This is a genomic window from Paenibacillus sp. p3-SID867 (genome assembly GCF_025142895.1).
Lineage (GTDB): Bacteria > Bacillota > Bacilli > Paenibacillales > Paenibacillaceae > Paenibacillus_AQ.
This window is the reverse complement of the sequence record NZ_JAMBDM010000006.1, coordinates 49,439-67,815: the sequence shown is the minus strand read 5'-3', so window position 1 is coordinate 67,815 and position 18,377 is coordinate 49,439. Positions and strand designations below refer to the sequence as shown.

The window sequence follows — 18,377 nt, the reverse complement described above, 5'->3', positions numbered from 1 at the left end:
ATCTATTAGCAGGCCAAGTTGTTTAACTAGCTCAAGTAAAGGGTAATGTATGTAAGCAAGCGCCCAACAAGCCTTCCCATAGTAATGATCATAAAATGAACGAACAGATAAAAGGAGATTACAATCATGATAAAGGATAACAACGTGAAGAAAATTATGATTACAGTGAATGGAAAACCCGTGGGTAACGGATTATTAATTGATAAAGTAACGTACGCTCCCATTCAACGTACATCAAGACATACTGGAGATAAACCCGTTTCGGCAGCAGAAATAGGTTAATAGACCCTGTATAGTGAAATCAACAGCCATTAAAACCGGAGAACGTCTCCGGTTTTTTTGCGTTTAATTGCGAATGGAACTTCATTCTTTTGCGTATGAGTGTGGTATAAAGCAGGTGTTCTATTCCGGATTGGGTGTGATGTCGGCCCTGTTAAGTGATTTCGGCATGGGGAGCCGGGCGCTTTTACTGGGGCTGTTCTCAACCGTCATTTTATTGGGTTCCTTCTGGTTTACGGGCAATATGCTTACGAAGCAGAAGCTTGACTTGAAGGAATTCATTGCGAAGATCGGTTCTTTTCAGCTGCCCTTCGGAGCGGCGCTTATCGTAAGCGGATTGATCAGCTTCATGTCGTTAAAGCTGGCATTCCTCATCCTTATATTTGCTTTAATGACCGGACTGGCGGCGAACAGCGCAGCCATTATCGAATTGTACCGCATCGGATCCAGCCAATGGATAAAGTTTTTAGGGATTGCTATAGGCATTTATGTATTATTATTTGCCATTGTACAGACCGTTTTATTGTAGGAATAAGTCAATTACGAGGCAGTAAAAGACTTCCGTGTCCGACATCTGACAAAAATCAGCATATCCAAAAGACCGCAGCTGCTAGGGCTGTGGTCTTTTTTTGTCGAATTCATAATAGGAACATATGTTCCGTGACAGTAAGATGTCCATCTGTATTGGTACATTATTAGAAGAAGAGGAAAGAGGTGGATGTATTGCAGTCTGGCTTGTTTTCGGATTTTACATGGAGCCACAGCCATGTATTCGCTGGGGGCACTAGTCAGGTCTTTCTGCTGATCGAGTGGAGGGCTGGTGTGTTAAAGCAAAAAAAGAAGTCTCATGGCGGCTTTAATCAGCCCATGGCTGAAGATGTCCAATTACACCTTCAATTAGGGGAAAACGTTCAAGTAGGACATATGTATGGATGCCATGGCGAGATATTGAATGATCGCAACATTTCATTGTCTTTAGGTTCTTTGTCGGAAGGGAGAACCAAACAGCTGGTTCTTGAGCTAAGTGTCGGAGCCAGGCAATCGGGGGTGTATCCCATAATTACCGCTCTATGGACCTATATGGATGTTCAGAAGCAGCAGGTCGTCTTGCAGCCGTCTCGAACGATTCCGCTTCAATTCAGTAATCATACGGCATTGAAATACCGGAGGGCAGATGATCGCGTTGAGAAGGTGCTGAAGTTATACCAGAATGCTTCCATTCTGGAGCAAGCAAGAAGAGAGCTGGAACGGGGGAAGCTGGCTCGAGGAGAAGAAATGATTCGTAGACAGGCAGATGAGATGCTTTTATACGCAATCCGATTTCGGGATGCGGATTATTTGAGGGAGGCAGAGACCCTATATCAACTAATTGGATTATATCTGGATACATATCGGCAATTATCTTCTGAAAATGCGAATAGAAAAAGGGACTTTAGACTTAAAGAATAACTGGGAACGAAGAATCTGTATATAAAAAAGGAAAAATGATTTCAGGGTCGAATGTACTATTTAGCAGTCAATAAATGTATGTCTAATTTACTAGAAAGATAGGGAGAATGCCATATGACAGACCGACTGATCCGACTAATGAGAATCATTACCCTTGTACAAGCAAGACCAGGTATACTGGCTCGAGAGCTTGCCGAACGTTGTGGAACCAGCGAAAGAACCATTTATCGGGATATGGATGCCCTCAGCGCCATGCATATTCCCATCACTCACCAAGGCCGAGGCCGAGGTTACACATTTATCGGGCATTTTGCAATGTACCCGCTTGGTTTATCGGAAGAGGAGGTACAGGCGTTATTTAAGCTATTGACCATATTGGAGCAAATCAAGCCGATGCTGCCCGATGAATTTGAAAGCGCTTATGAGAAGGTATTGGCTGCTGTATATAAGCAAAGCGCGGAAAAAGCTGAAATTCAGGCCGGGGACCGGGATGAATCCTCTACCGTTCTATAACCGTTCCACTACGTGTAACAATTAAACCTCGAACGAAGGACACATCTTCATGTGACTATCGTCGAGGTTTTTATAAATTTATGGGAAATTAATTATCTCATGTGGAGATGTGAATAGAGTAGTAAATTAGAATCAGGATAGGAATATTATACCAAAATAGATGATTATATGATAATATAACTATAATTTCTCTCATTCATCCAAAAATGTCATGGATGTGTAATTGTGAGAGACGGCGGTTGATGTCCCTAAGCAAGGGCGTAGGAAGGAGATATGGAGCAATAGCATAGGTTTATTCCACAACTTGTATAGGAGGATATTCATGAAGAAAGAGGTAACTAACAAGGTAAGTAAATGGAATGTAAAGCTATTGGTTATAGCTTTGATTAGTATGACATGGCTCGGGTTATGCGATCCTATTCCTGCTGAGGCAGATAGTGCCGTTGGGGGTCCTAAATTAGCAGTTTTGGTGGACGGAAGAAAGGTGAAGTTTCAAGGCGGAGATCCTGTCTTTGAAAATGGCCGGGTGCAAGTGCCACTCAGAGGTATTGGTGAAGCTTTAAAGGCAGAAATCGGCTTTCGTGGTAAAACTGTTACTTACATGAAAGATGGAAAATCGATTGCCCTTACCTTAGGGAGTAAAGAGGCCATTGTAAACGGTAAAAATGTCACTATGGATACAGCTGCTAAAGCTGTTAAAGGGCGCACTTATGTTCCATTAAGATTTGTAAGTGAAAATCTTGGTGTACCAGTAAACTGGGATAAGGTTGGTAATTGGGTTTGGATAGGTTCAAAGGAAGTTCCAACAATTGATGAAGCAGGTATAGAAAAACTACCGATGAGTAAAAGGTTCATAGATTTGTTTTCTACAAAGAAATTCTATATCGACAATAAATCAAGTGTCCAAGTCTTTACCTTGAATGATCTTCCACTAGAAATTGGTGATCGTATCATATACGATGTGTGGCCGGTTAAATTTGGAGAGTATCAATCATTAAGGATTCGCTATTCTAACTTCCGGGCAAACATCTTTTATCTTGGAGATCAAGTCCGTAGTAGAGGCAATACTAATTACTTAATTAATAAAGATAAGTCTGTAACAATAACCTATCAAACAACGAGTGAAGGGGACGATTTAAGAGACGGGGATAAGAACTATAAGTCATTTAAGTTGAATAAAGCCCTGTACATTGGATTTGATATCGGTACTGATTCATTGATATTACTTCAGAATCCATTTAAGTAAGGGTGCAATCCATGAAAATAAAAAAAGTATTATTCGGGTTGCTAGTGGTATTGATATTAAATTCTATAATAATTCAAAGTGCCTATGCAGCATTGCCTACCTCTCCAAAACCTAGTAATCGAAATATTCATTACTTTGTTGGATTATTCAGTTATGAAATTTGGAGATACTCTGATGGAGTAACTTGGACTCCTGAAGGGTATAAAGGACAGCGCAATAAAAAGATGCCATACACTTATAGTTTTGATATCCCTAACCGGAAAATCAAGAGTGTTTCAGTTGAATGGTTTGATGTAAGTATGTCAGATCCGGATGGCAGAGATCTTTATTTTCGTTCGCGGTACCAGCAAGAGACTTGGGATGATCGATACCGAAGTGTGAGTAACAGATACACGCCAAGAATTGATGGTTTTGTTCATGGATATGGTACCGATGCGGTTACTTTTAATATTGAAGTGATTGGAGACTTAGATGCACTGGACCCAGTTGTGACCACAAAACAAGAGCAGAATGAAAACGTTATGGGACTTCGTTATTACTTCCCTATCCTTTTCACAATCGAACTAGAACCCGAAGTAGGTAACGCCATTATAAAACATTACACAACTACAGGGCGTTCGCTGAACGGTACACCGGGCTTTACAGATCGTGAAGAATTATTAGAGAAGAACAGTCCATACTCTTTTACTCATACTCCTGGGAATGCAGATTATAAATATGTTGGACACAAGAAAAGCACTGTCTCAGCCCCGAGTGGTGGATCAATAACACCTGGTGACCCTAGCCGTTTTACTTATGATGGCTCATTTCCGACATATTATCTGTTTTTTTACTATGAGACCGATAAACCGCCTCCTAACCCTGACCCACCTGAGGCCTCTTGCACGAGACCATCACCAGGGACGAAAATGAATGGTCGTTACATGGATCCGGTGGTCACAGCGAAGATTCTCGCTGACCTGCGTGGAAGTGAACGTTTTGATGTTTTGCAAGGAATACCGACGTCTGAAAGTTTATATGGCAATATCTTGGCTCGTAATTACCTGTATCAGAATACATTTGTAAACATGACAGGTGTATGTTCCTTTAAAGTGAATGTAGAAAAAACATGGACCTTATATTGGGACCCAGGGAAACCAGGACCAAATGATCCAAGCGGTAATCCTACAACGGTACCTGATCCACAACAAGCCGAAGAGAAGGTCACAGAACGATACACGGTGGAACGGCCATATTCTTATTGGGTGATTGATAACCTCGAAGTTTATAAGATCGATCAGGGGATTCTAAGGAATTACGCATTACCAGGTGAGCAAATTACAATTTATCCTCAAGCGTACCAGCCACCTCAGTTTACAGCCAGTGCATCTGGAGCGTTTTATCCTCCATCCCCACCTGATCCCATTATAGCTCCAGCAGGCTCATACGGAGGAAACTCATATAAGATAAAACCTTCCCCACCAAGTGAGAATCTACAGAGTGTAGCTGAGAATGCTGTAGAAAAAGTCGAGGTCACGAATGACTCTCTGATTTTTAACGGATCTACCATTCTGAATTCGAATCGAACACCGGAAAAAGGGCCTACACCGGGCAGTATCCCCGCTCCCACACATATTAGTGACAATGTGCTGTACAAGCCCAATAATATGATTAGTAGCGATAAGGTTAACAGGGCAAATACAACAAGCGCAGGTACAATTCAATATGGTTTATTACCAGGGAATATTAATGGTGGAAGCAACAAGGAATTTCCGATTCACGCCATCAACACCGTCACCGTCCATACGCCGGTAGTCAATTATTCCTCGGTGACGGATGATCAGGCCCACAATCAGAAGACGACCCCGAACCGGAACCGCTCTGCATTCATCTTGGATCGGCCGTTTACGGTACGCATCCCTACCTCGGGTCAGCATCGGAACATCCAGGGATACGGGGACCGAGACTATGCGAAGTATATAAGATCGAAGCAGGTGTATTTTCCGTTCGATGTCTTCAGCAGCGACAGGAGCACCTTTTATCCAAAAGACACCTGGATTACAATCCCGACGGCTCAGCTGGACACGGAGTTTTTCCTACCGGTATGGGTGGATGAGGGGGATTATCAGGTATATTTCCGTACGATTGCGGAGAACGCTCCATCCGACTTCACGACTCAGCCCAGCGCGAACCTGGATTTGGTTCACCATGTGGCTACGGATATAGAACCGGTTGAAGTGATCGGGCGCGTATATGATTTCCATATCACGGATATTGCCGATTATAACTGGGAGACGGTCTTCCGCAAACAAAAAGGGAATGCGGCACCAAGCGGCGCGTCCTATTGGACAGGACTTCGCGATATTGACGGTGGAACACGCGGGAACTCGCTTCCGTACACACTGCCCATCGCACCGGGCAAGCATCCGACACAGGGATATAAGAATGCAGCCGTAAAGACAGGCTACCATTTCAAATTCGATGTGAAGACGAAGGGCAATATGTTTGGTGTACAAGACGGCATTTCAATTACCCCGAGCTTTTATTTTGTTCATCGGGACGGCAGCGGACGGCAGCCCGTTGATCTGTATTACCACAGCGGAAACCGGAAGTTTATTCGGATCGGTTCCCCGCAGGACACGGAGAAGCGTTATGTCATCCTGAATGACAGGCTGCGCAATGTTCCGCAAGACGAGCTGCAGGATACGGCTTCGTATTTGTACAACCGCGGCGGAGCCCCGGCGGGAATGTCTGCGGCGGCCTACATGAAGCAGTACTTGGAGAAGATCAGCAAAAGCAAGACCTGGGTAGGTCGGCTCGACTGGATGCTGCTTCCATACGAAATACGCACACTGATCGGCCCGAAGTCCGGATTGCCAGCCTCCGTTGACACGGAGCGGGCCAACGCAGCTGTACAGCGCTGGTATGGTGAATACAGTCTTCCTGCCGACGTGTATGTGGTGAAGAAAGGGACCGACCTGGCCGCTTATGGACGGACGAACCGCCTAGACGAGAAATCCTCGATTTTTCTCAAAAAAGGGTATATCGTGGTCAATTTCAACATCGAGACGATCCGGGAGGGCAACACGGCCAAACCCCATTTGCAATACATTCATGGCCCACTCATGAATCAATGGCAGCTTGAAGGATACAGCCGTACGTATAACGATCCGTATGGTAAGCGGTTTTCTCTGATGGATGGGGATGTCATATTCTATCATGCCGATCAGTCCAGCAAAGGGGATTTTAAATCTCAGGTACCTCATTAAAGTTTTCACCTGACCTCCTTATGTTAAAGAGGATGATCCCTAATCCTTACCCGTAACAACACCAAAACAGCCACGCCTGAGTATTTCTCAAAGGCGGTGGCTGTTTTTGGGTTGTGCTCGCAGTGCTTGCATGAAAAAGCTCTGTTGATTCACGGCTACATGGTTTACATGGAATTAGGTTTCGATACAGACAAGGGGTGGTGTATCCCGTATCGGGATCAAACCGTAAGCGTCATCGCCAACGCATTCGGCTTATCTCAATACGAGGGCCAGGCATCGTTATCGTAGAGATGGCGGACAAAAGCCATTGGATTCCGATACGAGTTCTTCCATGCCTCTCCCATGCCAGCCTCCAGGAAACCATACCGTTGATCGCAGCCGTTGCACTCAATGAAATAGAGCCTTCCATCTTCGGTAATCCCGATGTCCAGTCCAAAATCGGCAGCATACGGAATAAACAGGGACAGGATGCGGGCGATATGCAGGGAAAATTCCGCAATACGCTCGAGGGTTTCTCCGATAGGGGCATTCGGCATGCAGCGGGTTAGAATGTCCGGTACCTGATAGGCGGAACCCCCTTGCGCGATGTTGGAGACAAAGGTTTGAGGCGGCGAGGTTTTGGCAAACATGCCCGCGATTTCCCAGCTGCCGCTGCCCCCCCGCTGCACGGTGACCCTGATGTCAAAGGGACGCCCCCTGTATTCTGCCAGCGGAATGCGCTCCTGTGCCAGAAAGGGCGCACGTCTGATTCTCTGGTAGATTAACGGATGAAGCTTGCCCTCGGCCAATGTTACTGTTCTCCATCCTTTAGCCGAAGGGGAGGAACGCGAATACGTCAATTGGCTGTGCCCGGTGCTGCTTTTTAGCCGCATAATGCCGATGCCGATGCTGCCGCTGCATGGTTTTAAGACGAGGTCACCATGTTGGCTTAACATGGATCGAATGGAGACGGGCGTAGCCTTTACCGTATGCGGTAAGGCATTCGTTAATCCCGGATCCTGTTCCAGCATATGGTGTATCGTATCCTTGCCGTAGCGCGTACGGCCGTTAAACACAAAGATTCCTTGTTTGATCAGATCGTCGATCCGCTTGAGTTCACGTCGGTTGTGGTAGATGGCGCGCATATGGATGGCGCGTGGAATGGGAATGTGGACACGGCGGTACCCGGATGGAATGGGTATATATCCTGTCACCTTTCCGGTATCCAATGAAATATGATGAATGGTAAAAAAACAAGGAACCAGTCCGTACATGGCAGCGGCTTCTTCATAGTTAGCCAGTGATTCAGTGCCGATTCTCCCGCTGGAAATTCTGCGATACGTGTTGTTGTTGAGCAGAATGCCGACAAATTCCGGATGCATGGTCATCCTCCTTGTTACCACAGATCATGGAGTCTTTGTACCACATCGTATGCAGCAGGAAGTTTGTCCCGGGTGGACGGGTGTCGCCCGTGGTTGGCCTATTCTTTATCGAAAGATTAGTCACCAATAGACCCTGATTCGGTATATGTTAAGGTATCCGGCCATACACATGACAGGGATGCGCTTTTTTGAATTAGGGCAATGAAACACTGCTGGTATCAAGGGGGATGGGTACCTATGATATATCAGTAGTGGTTTTTCATATAGATACGTTGTGAGAAGGGTGTGGAGTTATGGGTTTGCGGAAGGTGGCCGTTGTGACGCCGGGGTCCTTTGTGATTCCTTCGGGGAGGAGCAGCTCTGTCGAGCGTGTAGTGGAGCAGACCATTCCATTGGCACAGGGAGCCATGGATGTGCGCATATTTGGAGTGCTTGGAAAAGGACTCCCTTCAAAAGACACGATCAACGGCGTTCCGTGTTACCGCCTGCCATCGGGAGCGAATTATTATCCTTCCCTGCTGCGGAGGCTTCAGAAATGGAGACCGGATATTATCGAAGTACACAATCGCCCGCTGTTGGCTCAGCGTCTGAAGATGCATCTCCCGGATGTAAAGACTGTACTTAATCTCCATTCCAATACCTTTATATCGCCTCCGTATATGAGCGAGCAGCGGTTTGAAAACATCGCCAGGTGGATGGACGGCATCGTGGTGAACAGCCGTTTTTTGCTGGAAGATATCACGATAAGGCATCCGGAGCTGTCGGATAAAATTACGATCAATCATCTCGGAGTCAGTCTGGAGCATTTTACCCCGCCCTTCAGCCCGGCAGCCAAGGCATTGCGGGAAGCCCGACTTGCTCATTACGGATGGAACGGGCGGCGCATCATCCTGTTTGCCGGACGACTTATTCCGGATAAAGGCGTTCACCATTTGCTGGAAGCACTGCCGCAGATCATCGATAAGCATCCGGATGTACTGCTGCTCATTATCGGGAGCGCCGGATACGGATCGGATCGGGAAACCGCCTATGTGCGGGAATTGAAAAAAGCTGCAAGACCCTACCAGCATTGGGTAAACTTTCGCCCCTTTGTGCCATATCCGGCTATTGCGGATTGGTATTCGCTTGCAGACATCGTGGTTGTTCCGTCTGCACCCAGAGAGGCGTTTGGACTCGTGAATGTCGAAGCCATGGCAGCAGGCGTGCCGGTCATCGCTTCAAGCGCCGGAGGAATTCCGGAAATTGTGGAAAACGGAGTGACGGGATATTTGGTGCAAAGCGATGATTTTCCAGCCGGACTTGCACAGCAGATTAACAATCTGCTGCAGGACGAAAATCTTCGCAGACAGATCGGAATGGCCGGTCGCGAAACGGTGCGGCAGCGCTTCAGATGGGACCATACGGCCGAGCGCTGGGTTCATTTGATGCAGACCATCTGAGGATAACCGATGGAACAGTGGCAGGCGCCCCCCTTGCCGAATAGGATGGAGTAACGATTAGAAGCAGAGGAGAGAGTCGACAGTGAACAAAGCCAGAAGGATCACCAGGGGAAGAGGGAAGAGACCGTACCGGCGATATCCTGGCCGTCTCAAGACATCCGCGTACAGACCGGGCATTGATCGTGGCGGTACGGCCGAGTATGAATTGGCCGATGATACGATTGACGCGGCTCATCTTCGACATCGCAGTGTAAGAAGCGAGGCGATTGAAGACTATTCTGTATATAGCATTCACTTATCCCCTGAATCGATTACTTCCTCTAAAATTGCAAGCCATTCGGTGGACTTGGCGCATTTGAGCTTTAATCCGGTACAAGGGATGCCTGACAGGCCATTAATGCAGCAGTTTGGCGATATGCCGTTCATGTTTCCTGAAGGCGTGGACACCATCGATGTTGCTGTCTCGCTCCAGTCCCCTTATGCCGATGGAAATTATGTCATGGTGGTATCATGCAGCGACCCCGGGTTTCAAGCGGGGGTCAGGTCACGGAATGAGCTTCAGGCGATGGTCGGCATCACAAGGTCCGCAGGCAATCCGCATGCAGCCGGATGGTTATCATGGATAGCAATAGGCGGACAATAAAATCGTAAAAAAGGGCAGGGAGTTTACTCCCCGCCCTTTTTGTATGTACAGATAGCGGATGGGGATAAGCGTTGGGGCGTAACCGTACATATGCCGTTACGATGAAGAAGAGCAAACATACAATAGGATAGATTGCCAAGGAGCAAGTGACCGTTACAAGGGAGGAGGAGTGCAAGTATGCGCAAAATGCAGCGGTTAAGGCCCCGAAGAAGGCCGGTTTCTCGGCGTCCTTCCAGGGAATCGTTGCAGCCACCCGCTATTCCTACCACCTACCGTCCTATGGAGCCACAGATCCCACGGGAGAATCACCCCCATCCTTGTGTGTCTGTCATTATTCCCGCTATGAATGAAGCCGGTAAGATTTCCGCGGTCATAGCAGAAGCGCGGGCGGTTCATCCCGAAACCGAGGTAATCGTTGTTGCGAACGGGTGTAAGGATCAGACCGCAGCTGTCGCAGAACGGATGGGAGCCAAGGTGTTGTCTTTTGCGGAGCCGCTGGGACACGATGTGGGACGAAGTGTGGGCGCAGAAGCAGCTAAAGGACGAATTCTTCTTTTTACAGACAGCGATATGGTTATTCCCTCCGGTGAGTTAAGGCCTTTCGTGCAGGCGGTTCAATCCGGCGTTGATGTGGCCTTGAACGATTATACCGGTCCTATCGATCGGCAGCCGGTTCACCGGGTTATTCTTGCGAAATATACATTAAATACGATGCTGGGAAGATCTGATTTGCGGGGCGCGTCCATGACAGCTGTACCGCATGCCTTAAGCCGTCGGGCGCTGGAGATAATCGGTGCAAGTGAGCTGTCCATTCCGCCGAAAGCGCAAGCGGCTGCGGTGAACCGGGGGCTGCGTGTAGAAGCGGTCTATCGCGTGGAGGTTGGACGCTTGAATCCCGGTCGAATCCCGGGCGGAGATCCGCTGGAAATGCTGGTGCTTGGCGATCATTTGGAAGCACTGGAAGCCGTGATTGCAGAGCGTGGTATCCGGGGCGGATATCACGATGGAGGACGAAGACGGAGCGTGGTGAGGTGAGCACGTGCAAAGACGGATTCATAAAAAAATAAGTCGATCAGGATCTAAAGGCCGAAGACGTTTAAGGAAAGGTTCCTCACGGGTGGTGGCATACCGTTTAACACGGAGCAGCCGTTGGGAACGGCTCGCACTGAGTGCAGGAGGTATGTCCGGGAGAAGACGAGGAGCCGCCTCCAGAAGGGATGCATCCATGGCCTTGGGTCAATGGCTGGCTTCCAGCGGAATCCCCCAGCACCAGCTCTATCACGTCCTGCCGGGGGTAGCGGAAGCGTTCCGACGAGGATACGCCAGAGGGTCCAGGCAGTCGATTCCGGCACCGCTGCTGCCGCCTCTGAACGGGCGTGCTTCCGTTATCGTGTCCGCCTGCAACGAAGCGGGTTCCATTCCGATGGTGCTGCGAGAGCTAAAGCGGCTTCCATTGCATGAAATCATCGTTGTCGAGAATGGGAGCCATGATCATACGTACGCGGCAGCGCGTGCATTTGAAGGGGTTACGGTGATCCACATTCCCGAGCGGCTGGGGCATGATGTGGCCCGTTCCTTGGGAGCGAAGATGAGCACCGGGGACATCGTTCTGTTCATGGACGGGGATATGCCGGTGCCTGCGGAGAAGCTGAGTTCCTATCTGGTTGCAGCAGATCGCGGAGTGGATGTGGCATTGAATGATATCATGCCATTGCTGCCGGAATTTGGCCGCCAAGATGAAGTTACCCGCTGCAAAACATTTCTCAACCGCATGCTGGGACGTGACGATCTGGAGGCCAATTCGCTAACAGCTGTTCCCCATGCGATGACAAGGCAGGCGCTGGAGAGTATCGGTTATGCAAATCTTTCAGTCCCTCCCAGAGCCCAGACGTTGGCCATAAGACAGGGGCTTCGGATTGAAGCGGTGCAGACCGTGGATGTTTTGAGCGTAAACCGGCGAAGGAAGACGAATCGCGGCAAGGACAATCCAGTGGCAAAGCTGATCATTGGCGATCATATCGAAGCCCTGGGATATACGATGAAAAACCTTGGCGGGCGCCTTCAATGGGGACAGGTGTCACGGACGGAATTAGCCTTACGGAGGAACAGCCTATGAGCGGACTAACGAGTATTATTATTCCCACGTATAACGGACTGCATCTGCTCCGTACCTGTGTGGAGCATATCCGGGCATATACCGATGTCCCCTACGAGATTATTGTGGTGGACAATGGCTCGCGGGATGGAACCGGTGAATATTGTGTACGGGAAGGGCTTTTGCTTGTCTCACTGCCGGAAAACACCGGCTTCCCCATCGCGTGTAACCATGGACTTCGATTGGCCTTGGGAGATCAATTATTGCTGCTGAACAATGATGTTTTTGTTTCACCGCGGTGGCTGACGTTATTGCAAGAAGCGTTATACAGCCAGGAGGAGATCGGGGTCGTGGGGCCTGTAACGAATTACGCAAGCGGTATCCAGCAGGTAAAGGTAGGTTATACGGACAGAGCAGGCTACATCCAGGAGGCAGAACGCTGGAATGTACCGAATGCGGCGCTGTGGCACGAAGTGAATCGTATCGTGGGGTTATGCTATTTGTTTAAGCGCACGGTCATGGATCGGGTGGGATACCTGGATGAGATGTTCTCGCCCGGACACTATGAGGATGATGATTACTGCTATCGCGCTCGCCTTGCAGGGTTCAAGCTGGTGGTGGCAGGGAATGTGCTGGTGCACCATGAAGGGAGTGCAAGCTTCCGAACCCGGTTCCCGAGCGGATTCCAGGAGTTGATTGAACGGAACCGGAGACGGTTTGTAGAGAAGTGGAATGTAGACCCATTACAATTCATCGAGGAGAGAGGTGACGCATCATGAAGGGCGTATTGCTGGCAGGGGGGAACGGCACCCGACTACTTCCGCTGACGAAATATATGAATAAGCACCTGCTTCCGGTAGGAAAGCATCCGATGATTGCATATGGAATCCACAAGCTGCATCAGGCGGGCATCGATGACATTTTATTGATTACCGGCTCCAAATCGGTTGGCCTGTACGCCGAATATTTGGAGAACGGACGGAGCTTTGGTGTCAATTTGACCTATAAGGTGCAGGAGCAGGCAGGCGGAATTGCGGAGGCGTTGGAGCTGGCGAAAGGATTTATACCTCACGGTGAAAAATTCGTTGTTCTGCTGGGGGATAACCTGTTTCAGGATGATTTAAAGCCGTTCATTCAGCATTATGTACAGCAGCCTTCCGGTACGGCTATGGTACTGCTTAGTCCTACGGATAGCCCCCATCGGTATGGCGTACCTGTATTTGCGGAGGATGGCAGCGGGAAATTGCTTTTCATTGAGGAAAAACCCGTAAATCCCCGGAGCCGTCATGCGGTGACGGGAATATATATGTATGACCATAGCGTATTTGACATCATCAGCCGAATCAGTCCGTCAGAACGAGGGGAATTGGAGATTACCGATGTCAACAATCTGTATGCAGCCAACGGGACATTAATGTATGACATCCTGCAGCAGTGGTGGTGCGATGCCGGCACTTTTGAATCGTTGCAGGAGGCGGCTGTGCATATGAAGGATGAATTGCCATGAAAAAACGGCGTGCAGTTCGGGCTGCAGGCCATACCGGAGAGCAGCGAGATGGGGGAGTATCGGGCGAGCATTACCGAGCCGGTTATGAGGCCGGTTATGCTCTCGGGCTAAGGCTTGGGCAGAAGGACAGGGGCAGCGTGTTCGAAGGAACGAGCATTATTATCCCTGCGGATTCTCAGCATGATGCAGCGGTTCAAGTCATACAGCATATTGAGACAATGACTCCCCATTTCTATGAGGTGCTTGTTGCCGATGCTGGCGCCACAGCGAATACGAGGCGGTATATTCATGATCGAAGAGGAGTCGTGCGTCACATCCAGGGGAATAGCGGAGATCATCTAGCCGGCGTTGTGAATAAGGCGATTTCTGCTTCACTTGGCGAGTATATCGTCATATTGGCCAACGATCCTCCACATATGGATAACTGGCTTGGGGTCCTGATGTGCGAGTTTGAGCGTGAACCTGGTGTAAAAATGGTCTACGCCAGTTCTGCAGCAACGGATTTAGGAGCTGCATTAGTGGATGAGGAGAAGTCAGCTCTGCCGAGTTCCTCGTCCAGTCCATTGAGCTGTTTGCTGTTCAGACGTTCGCTCCCGGCAGAGATCGGAATGTGGACGGAAGAGATCCTTTCCGCGGAAGATCATATGCACAGATGGCTTGAACGGATACCCGCGGAACAAAGATTACAGATAGAGGCATCATCGCTATTTGCAAGCGGGAAGATATGATTTGATTGTTGCACGGAGAATCCGTTTTCCGCATATGCTGAACTGATAGAAGAGTGAAGGGGAGTACCGACGTGGAGAGCAAAATCGATGATATGATAGCGCATCTTTCGCATTCTCAACAGCAGCTGGCCCGGATTTTGGAAGCTCAGCGCCATGCTGCTGTTCGCATGGCTCAAATTATACATTCTCTTCCTGAATATGAATTTCAGCTTGCAGAAGGACCGAAATCATCAGGAGGACAGACGACCCAGATCAATCGCAGCATCGTGTCTTATTTGAATGCCATGGCGGATCTGCAGCAAACCGCAGCAGATAGCCTGGAGATCGTGTTAAAGGAAATGAGAGACCAAGAGGAAGAATAACCCGGTAATCTTACCGGATGACAGAGGCGGGAATGCAGGTGAGCAAAGAAGAGTCTTTGATGCGAATGCTGGAAGCAGCCGTAGCCATTCAGCGCGAGACCTCTCTGATCCTGGAAGGGAAGGCTGTCGAAGCTGAAAAAGTTCGCGAGTGGGTGCTTTCGCAGGATCCCTCTACCGGCGGATTGAAGGATTCGCTGGTGATGCATGAGCAAATCGTGGAGCAGATTGAAGGACTGACCCGAATCGGATCAGGGCTCTGCCGGAATCTGCGTGTGGCTTTAGGTACCGATGATCAGGCGTCAAGCGGAGGTTTTGATGAATTTGATTTTGGAGATTCGGATTGATGATTACACGCACCCACCGGGAACATGAAGCAAGGGTAGCCATGATATCATCTATCGCCAGAAGCCAGGAGGCATTGGCCGGCATTTTGGAGAATATCGCCGAAGTCTCGGCCCATTCCGACTTGACAGCGAAAAGGCTTGCTGAGAATATCCGGCTATTAACCGGTTACCAGTCAGTTATGACGGAGATGCTGACAGGCATACCGCGGAACCGAACGAAACGGGGGTCTCCTTCTTCCCCATGGCTTGCAGCCGGAAGGATTGCAAGTCACGGTACAGCAAACCAGGAACAAACCACGCACTTGGGAGGTTAATGACAGGATGAAAGTAAAAATAAAGGGCTTGCGAAAGAGCGGACGTGCACGCCGTGCCGGCAGCAAGAGATTGTCCTTGGCAGTAAGACGCTTAAAGATTGTTAAAGGTGCAAGACGGCGTCGTGGCGGAAACTTGAGTTTGCGTAAACGCCGAGGGATTCGAGGCCGCTATCGTTTACGAAGAGGAGGGCGCGTTTTCTATCCCGCCTCATCCCAGGCGTATAACCAAGGTTATAGTCAGGCATATGACGAAGGATTTAAATCGGGATTTGCGAAGGGTTATGAAGACGGGCAAATCCCTCCTGCACCTGTATGAAGGCGGACAGGGCGGCTCTCACGGAAGGTTTCGAATCCGTGAAGGACCGCTCTTTTTTTATTTTCACTTGCCGTTTCCAAGGGGGCGATACGTAAGGGCATACGCCAAATTCCCGGTTCAAGGGACAATCGTCCATGATGCATTCGTCCTCTTGGCATATAGTTATATGAACCTTTGTAAATCCCATAAGAGACAGGGTGAAGATGGTGAGCTTATCGTTTCTTACAGGTCAGAAGGAGGGCTACCAGGCAGGTTACAGTGAAGGTTACCGTTTGGGGGGGTGCCGTGCGCTGATGGAACGTATTCCAGTCGAGCCCTCGCCATATTTCAATCTGAAAATTCTGTATGTCCCTCAAGGATTTGAGTCCATTGATGAAGGGGTAGTCAAGGGACTTGGCCGAATCGTTCGGGAATGTATCGTGGTGACGCCGGAACAAGTGGTGGAGGTAGCGCTGCAGCAAAAGCCGGATATCATTCTGGTGATGAACGGCTTGCACGTATTTCCGGAGGAGTTTCGCCATTCCATGAATCAGCTCCGGAACCTCGGCTTCCGGACGGCCATTTGGTTTGTCGATGACCCTTATTTTACGGAGGAGACACCGGGATTGGCACAGCATTTTGATGTTGTGTTCACGCATGAGCTGAGCTGTGTTTCATTGTATCAAAGCGTTGGGGTGAAGGAAGTGCATTATCTTCCGCTTGGCGTTCATCCGGAACTATTCACCCCTACGATGGCAGGGCCGGCATATCGTTCTGACATTTGTTTCATCGGTAACGCGTTCCGCAACCGTGCTGCACTGTTTGATGAATTAGCACCGTTCTTGAAAGGGAAGCAGGTTCGTATTATCGGAGGCTACTGGGAACGACTTGCCCGTTATAAAGAACTCTCTCCGTTTGTGTACAGCGGCTTCATTCCGCCTGCTGAAACCGTGAAATTCTACAACGGCGCCAAAATTGTGATCAACCTGCACCGGCCCACACAAAGCGGTGACGATAACCGCAACAGCCTGAATTATCCGGGACGTTCGATCAACCCGCGCACCTTTGAGATCAATGCTTGCGGTACGCTGCAGATCACGGATATCCGTGAGGATCTGAGCCAGTATTATACGCCAGGAATCGACATCGAAACCTTTGGCTCCGTTCCGGAATTGAAACATAAGATTTCCTATTATCTCTCTCAAGAGGATCAGCGCAGAAGTATAGCGCAGCGGGCGCTTCAGACAACGATGACAAGACATACGTATGTTCACCGACTGCCGGAACTTCTGACTTTGATCGAAGCCAATCGATAAGACGGACTTTGTTTTTCGTTCAAGCAAATATCAGGGAGGAGCGAAGCGGATGGCTAGAAGTTTAGTTACAGGACCACGTCGGTCCGCCGTATCCGATGCATACGGGCAAGGCAGGAATGCCGGTCTTCAAGCGGGATACGATGAAGGGTACTTCCGGGGGAAATCACAAGGCATCGTCAACCGGATTGTATACACCCCGCCTGTGCGGGATATCCATGTCTTGTTTGTCAGCTCGGGAAAAGGATTTCCCTATTCGCCGATTGACGAGGCGATTATTGGCACGCTGCATGGCATGGTACGTCAGCTTTCGCTGACGGATGCGAAGCAGGATGTAGCAGCGGAAGCAAGCCGCACCAGGCCGGATCTGGTGCTGGTGCTGGACGGCATGTATCTTCCTGTGGAACAGATGGATGCCGTTCGGGCCATGGGGATTCGGACAGCCGTATGGATGACCGACGATCCGTATTATACCGATATGACCATAGGCTGGGTTCATCACTATGATTATGTGTTTACGCTGGAGTTTAACTGTGTGGCTCATTATCAGAACTTGGGCTGCGCTCAGGTTCATTATTTGCCATTCGCTGCATTTCCCGGCCATTATCGTCCGATCGTCAAACCTGGAGCGGCAACCCGCGATATCAGTTTTGTCGGTACAGCCTACCCGAAGCGGATTCAGTTCTTTGAGCCCATTATGGATCAACTGATGGCGCACCGTACATTTATTAACGGAAATTGGTGGGAACGGTTCCCTGGGTATGGGCGATATAACAACCGAATCGAGGTCAACAAGTGGATGGGCCCCGCGGAAACGGCAGACGTATACAACAGTGCCAAGATTATCATCAATCTGCACCGTGCGGTAGATGACGACGACATTAATCAAAATAGAGGTCATATTCCTGCGGCTTCCCCAAACCCTCGTACGTTTGAGATCAGTGCCTGCGGTACGCTTCAACTCTGTGATGAGCGCGCGGATCTGGCACGCTTTTACACGCCGGGTGTGGAGATTGAGACATACCGATCGCCTGGTGAACTGCTGGAGAAGATTGAGTATTACCTTACGAATGACCAACTGCGTAAAGATATCGCCCATCGTGCGCTGGAGAGAACGTTTCAGGAGCATACCTATGCACATCGGCTGAACACGATGTTCTCGGTCATCTTCCCTTGATCGATATTCAGAAATAGATGAATGTTGGGGGAACAAGCGTCGTTGCGGTATCTTTGTCTCCCTA

The 18,377-nt window shown here is 49.1% G+C and carries 20 protein-coding genes; 19 read left to right on the top strand and 1 reads right to left on the bottom strand.

Annotated elements, in window-relative coordinates:
* Positions 1-126 precede the first annotated feature (126 nt).
* The 6 genes from M4D81_RS13900 (at position 127) to M4D81_RS34805 (ending at position 6,735) form a co-directional block, all read left to right on the top strand.
* Positions 127-282, top strand: coding sequence for a hypothetical protein (locus M4D81_RS13900; protein WP_194541414.1), 156 nt, complete (start codon positions 127-129; stop codon positions 280-282).
* A 130-nt stretch (positions 283-412) separates the two neighbouring features.
* Positions 413-808 carry a hypothetical protein gene (locus tag M4D81_RS13895; RefSeq protein ID WP_260066933.1) on the top strand — a complete coding sequence of 132 codons (396 nt, stop codon included), beginning with the start codon at positions 413-415 and terminating at the stop codon, positions 806-808.
* Between the two features lie 293 nt (positions 809-1,101).
* Positions 1,102-1,728 (top strand): hypothetical protein, encoded by a 627-nt coding sequence (locus M4D81_RS13890; protein ID WP_260066932.1) that lies wholly within the window; start codon positions 1,102-1,104, stop codon positions 1,726-1,728.
* A gap of 114 nt (positions 1,729-1,842) precedes the next feature.
* Positions 1,843-2,241: a helix-turn-helix transcriptional regulator gene (locus M4D81_RS13885; RefSeq protein ID WP_071223490.1), complete on the top strand. Its 399-nt coding sequence runs from the start codon at positions 1,843-1,845 to the stop codon at positions 2,239-2,241.
* Between the two features lie 322 nt (positions 2,242-2,563).
* A complete protein-coding gene (locus tag M4D81_RS13880) occupies positions 2,564-3,487 on the top strand; it encodes a copper amine oxidase N-terminal domain-containing protein (RefSeq protein ID WP_260066931.1) in 924 nt (307 codons plus the stop codon).
* An 11-nt stretch (positions 3,488-3,498) separates the two neighbouring features.
* Positions 3,499-6,735, top strand: coding sequence for a DUF5704 domain-containing protein (locus tag M4D81_RS34805; RefSeq protein ID WP_260066930.1), 3,237 nt, complete (start codon positions 3,499-3,501; stop codon positions 6,733-6,735).
* A gap of 257 nt (positions 6,736-6,992) precedes the next feature.
* Here M4D81_RS34805 and M4D81_RS13870 read toward each other — a convergent pair whose 3' ends face one another.
* Positions 6,993-8,096 carry a YheC/YheD family endospore coat-associated protein gene (locus tag M4D81_RS13870; RefSeq protein WP_071223487.1) on the bottom strand — a complete coding sequence of 368 codons (1,104 nt, stop codon included), beginning with the start codon at positions 8,094-8,096 and terminating at the stop codon, positions 6,993-6,995.
* Positions 8,097-8,389: 293 nt separating this feature from the next.
* Here M4D81_RS13870 and M4D81_RS13865 point away from each other — a divergent pair, with 293 nt between their 5' ends.
* The 13 genes from M4D81_RS13865 (at position 8,390) to M4D81_RS13805 (ending at position 18,313) form a co-directional block, all read left to right on the top strand.
* Positions 8,390-9,535, top strand: a complete 1,146-nt coding sequence (locus M4D81_RS13865; RefSeq protein WP_260066929.1) for a glycosyltransferase family 4 protein — start codon at positions 8,390-8,392, stop codon at positions 9,533-9,535.
* An 82-nt stretch (positions 9,536-9,617) separates the two neighbouring features.
* Positions 9,618-10,178: a WIAG-tail domain gene (locus M4D81_RS13860; protein ID WP_071223485.1), complete on the top strand. Its 561-nt coding sequence runs from the start codon at positions 9,618-9,620 to the stop codon at positions 10,176-10,178.
* 177 nt (positions 10,179-10,355) lie between these two features.
* Positions 10,356-11,213: a glycosyltransferase family 2 protein gene (locus M4D81_RS13855; protein ID WP_260066928.1), complete on the top strand. Its 858-nt coding sequence runs from the start codon at positions 10,356-10,358 to the stop codon at positions 11,211-11,213.
* A 145-nt stretch (positions 11,214-11,358) separates the two neighbouring features.
* Positions 11,359-12,294 (top strand): glycosyltransferase family 2 protein, encoded by a 936-nt coding sequence (locus M4D81_RS13850; protein WP_260066927.1) that lies wholly within the window; start codon positions 11,359-11,361, stop codon positions 12,292-12,294.
* Entirely contained in the window at positions 12,291-13,052 is a 762-nt protein-coding gene (locus M4D81_RS13845; RefSeq protein ID WP_071223483.1) for a glycosyltransferase family 2 protein, read from the top strand. Before M4D81_RS13850 ends, M4D81_RS13845 begins: the two co-directional genes overlap by 4 nt.
* Positions 13,049-13,780 (top strand): sugar phosphate nucleotidyltransferase, encoded by a 732-nt coding sequence (locus M4D81_RS13840; RefSeq protein ID WP_194541426.1) that lies wholly within the window; start codon positions 13,049-13,051, stop codon positions 13,778-13,780. The genes M4D81_RS13845 and M4D81_RS13840 overlap by 4 nt, the downstream gene beginning before the upstream one ends.
* Positions 13,777-14,508, top strand: coding sequence for a glycosyltransferase family A protein (locus tag M4D81_RS13835; protein ID WP_260066926.1), 732 nt, complete (start codon positions 13,777-13,779; stop codon positions 14,506-14,508). The genes M4D81_RS13840 and M4D81_RS13835 overlap by 4 nt, the downstream gene beginning before the upstream one ends.
* Before the next feature lie 71 nt (positions 14,509-14,579).
* Positions 14,580-14,870: a nucleoside-diphosphate sugar epimerase gene (locus M4D81_RS13830; RefSeq protein WP_071223480.1), complete on the top strand. Its 291-nt coding sequence runs from the start codon at positions 14,580-14,582 to the stop codon at positions 14,868-14,870.
* A gap of 32 nt (positions 14,871-14,902) precedes the next feature.
* A complete protein-coding gene (locus M4D81_RS13825) occupies positions 14,903-15,214 on the top strand; it encodes an alpha-helical endospore appendage domain-containing protein (protein WP_233354786.1) in 312 nt (103 codons plus the stop codon).
* Positions 15,214-15,528 carry a hypothetical protein gene (locus M4D81_RS13820; RefSeq protein WP_260066925.1) on the top strand — a complete coding sequence of 105 codons (315 nt, stop codon included), beginning with the start codon at positions 15,214-15,216 and terminating at the stop codon, positions 15,526-15,528. The genes M4D81_RS13825 and M4D81_RS13820 overlap by 1 nt, the downstream gene beginning before the upstream one ends.
* A gap of 7 nt (positions 15,529-15,535) precedes the next feature.
* Positions 15,536-15,844 carry a hypothetical protein gene (locus tag M4D81_RS13815; protein WP_074961975.1) on the top strand — a complete coding sequence of 103 codons (309 nt, stop codon included), beginning with the start codon at positions 15,536-15,538 and terminating at the stop codon, positions 15,842-15,844.
* Positions 15,845-16,047: 203 nt separating this feature from the next.
* Positions 16,048-17,139, top strand: a complete 1,092-nt coding sequence (locus M4D81_RS13810; protein WP_260066924.1) for a CgeB family protein — start codon at positions 16,048-16,050, stop codon at positions 17,137-17,139.
* Positions 17,140-17,188: 49 nt separating this feature from the next.
* Entirely contained in the window at positions 17,189-18,313 is a 1,125-nt protein-coding gene (locus M4D81_RS13805; protein ID WP_071223476.1) for a CgeB family protein, read from the top strand.
* Positions 18,314-18,377: the final 64 nt, after the last annotated feature.

What these genes read in the sequence shown, in the direction of transcription:
- M4D81_RS13900 (WP_194541414.1), top strand. Translation starts at nt 127, where the DNA reads ATGATAAAGGATAACAACGTGAAGAAAATTATGATTACAGTGAATGGA.
- M4D81_RS13885 (WP_071223490.1), top strand. Translation starts at nt 1,843, where the DNA reads ATGACAGACCGACTGATCCGACTAATGAGAATCATTACCCTTGTACAA.
- M4D81_RS13880 (WP_260066931.1), top strand. Translation starts at nt 2,564, where the DNA reads ATGAAGAAAGAGGTAACTAACAAGGTAAGTAAATGGAATGTAAAGCTA.
- M4D81_RS34805 (WP_260066930.1), top strand. Translation starts at nt 3,499, where the DNA reads ATGAAAATAAAAAAAGTATTATTCGGGTTGCTAGTGGTATTGATATTA.
- M4D81_RS13870 (WP_071223487.1), bottom strand. Translation starts at nt 8,096, where the DNA reads ATGCATCCGGAATTTGTCGGCATTCTGCTCAACAACAACACGTATCGC.
- M4D81_RS13865 (WP_260066929.1), top strand. Translation starts at nt 8,390, where the DNA reads ATGGGTTTGCGGAAGGTGGCCGTTGTGACGCCGGGGTCCTTTGTGATT.
- M4D81_RS13855 (WP_260066928.1), top strand. Translation starts at nt 10,356, where the DNA reads ATGCGCAAAATGCAGCGGTTAAGGCCCCGAAGAAGGCCGGTTTCTCGG.
- M4D81_RS13850 (WP_260066927.1), top strand. Translation starts at nt 11,359, where the DNA reads ATGTCCGGGAGAAGACGAGGAGCCGCCTCCAGAAGGGATGCATCCATG.
- M4D81_RS13845 (WP_071223483.1), top strand. Translation starts at nt 12,291, where the DNA reads ATGAGCGGACTAACGAGTATTATTATTCCCACGTATAACGGACTGCAT.
- M4D81_RS13840 (WP_194541426.1), top strand. Translation starts at nt 13,049, where the DNA reads ATGAAGGGCGTATTGCTGGCAGGGGGGAACGGCACCCGACTACTTCCG.
- M4D81_RS13835 (WP_260066926.1), top strand. Translation starts at nt 13,777, where the DNA reads ATGAAAAAACGGCGTGCAGTTCGGGCTGCAGGCCATACCGGAGAGCAG.
- M4D81_RS13825 (WP_233354786.1), top strand. Translation starts at nt 14,903, where the DNA reads ATGCAGGTGAGCAAAGAAGAGTCTTTGATGCGAATGCTGGAAGCAGCC.
- M4D81_RS13820 (WP_260066925.1), top strand. Translation starts at nt 15,214, where the DNA reads ATGATTACACGCACCCACCGGGAACATGAAGCAAGGGTAGCCATGATA.
- M4D81_RS13815 (WP_074961975.1), top strand. Translation starts at nt 15,536, where the DNA reads ATGAAAGTAAAAATAAAGGGCTTGCGAAAGAGCGGACGTGCACGCCGT.
- M4D81_RS13810 (WP_260066924.1), top strand. Translation starts at nt 16,048, where the DNA reads ATGGTGAGCTTATCGTTTCTTACAGGTCAGAAGGAGGGCTACCAGGCA.
- M4D81_RS13805 (WP_071223476.1), top strand. Translation starts at nt 17,189, where the DNA reads ATGGCTAGAAGTTTAGTTACAGGACCACGTCGGTCCGCCGTATCCGAT.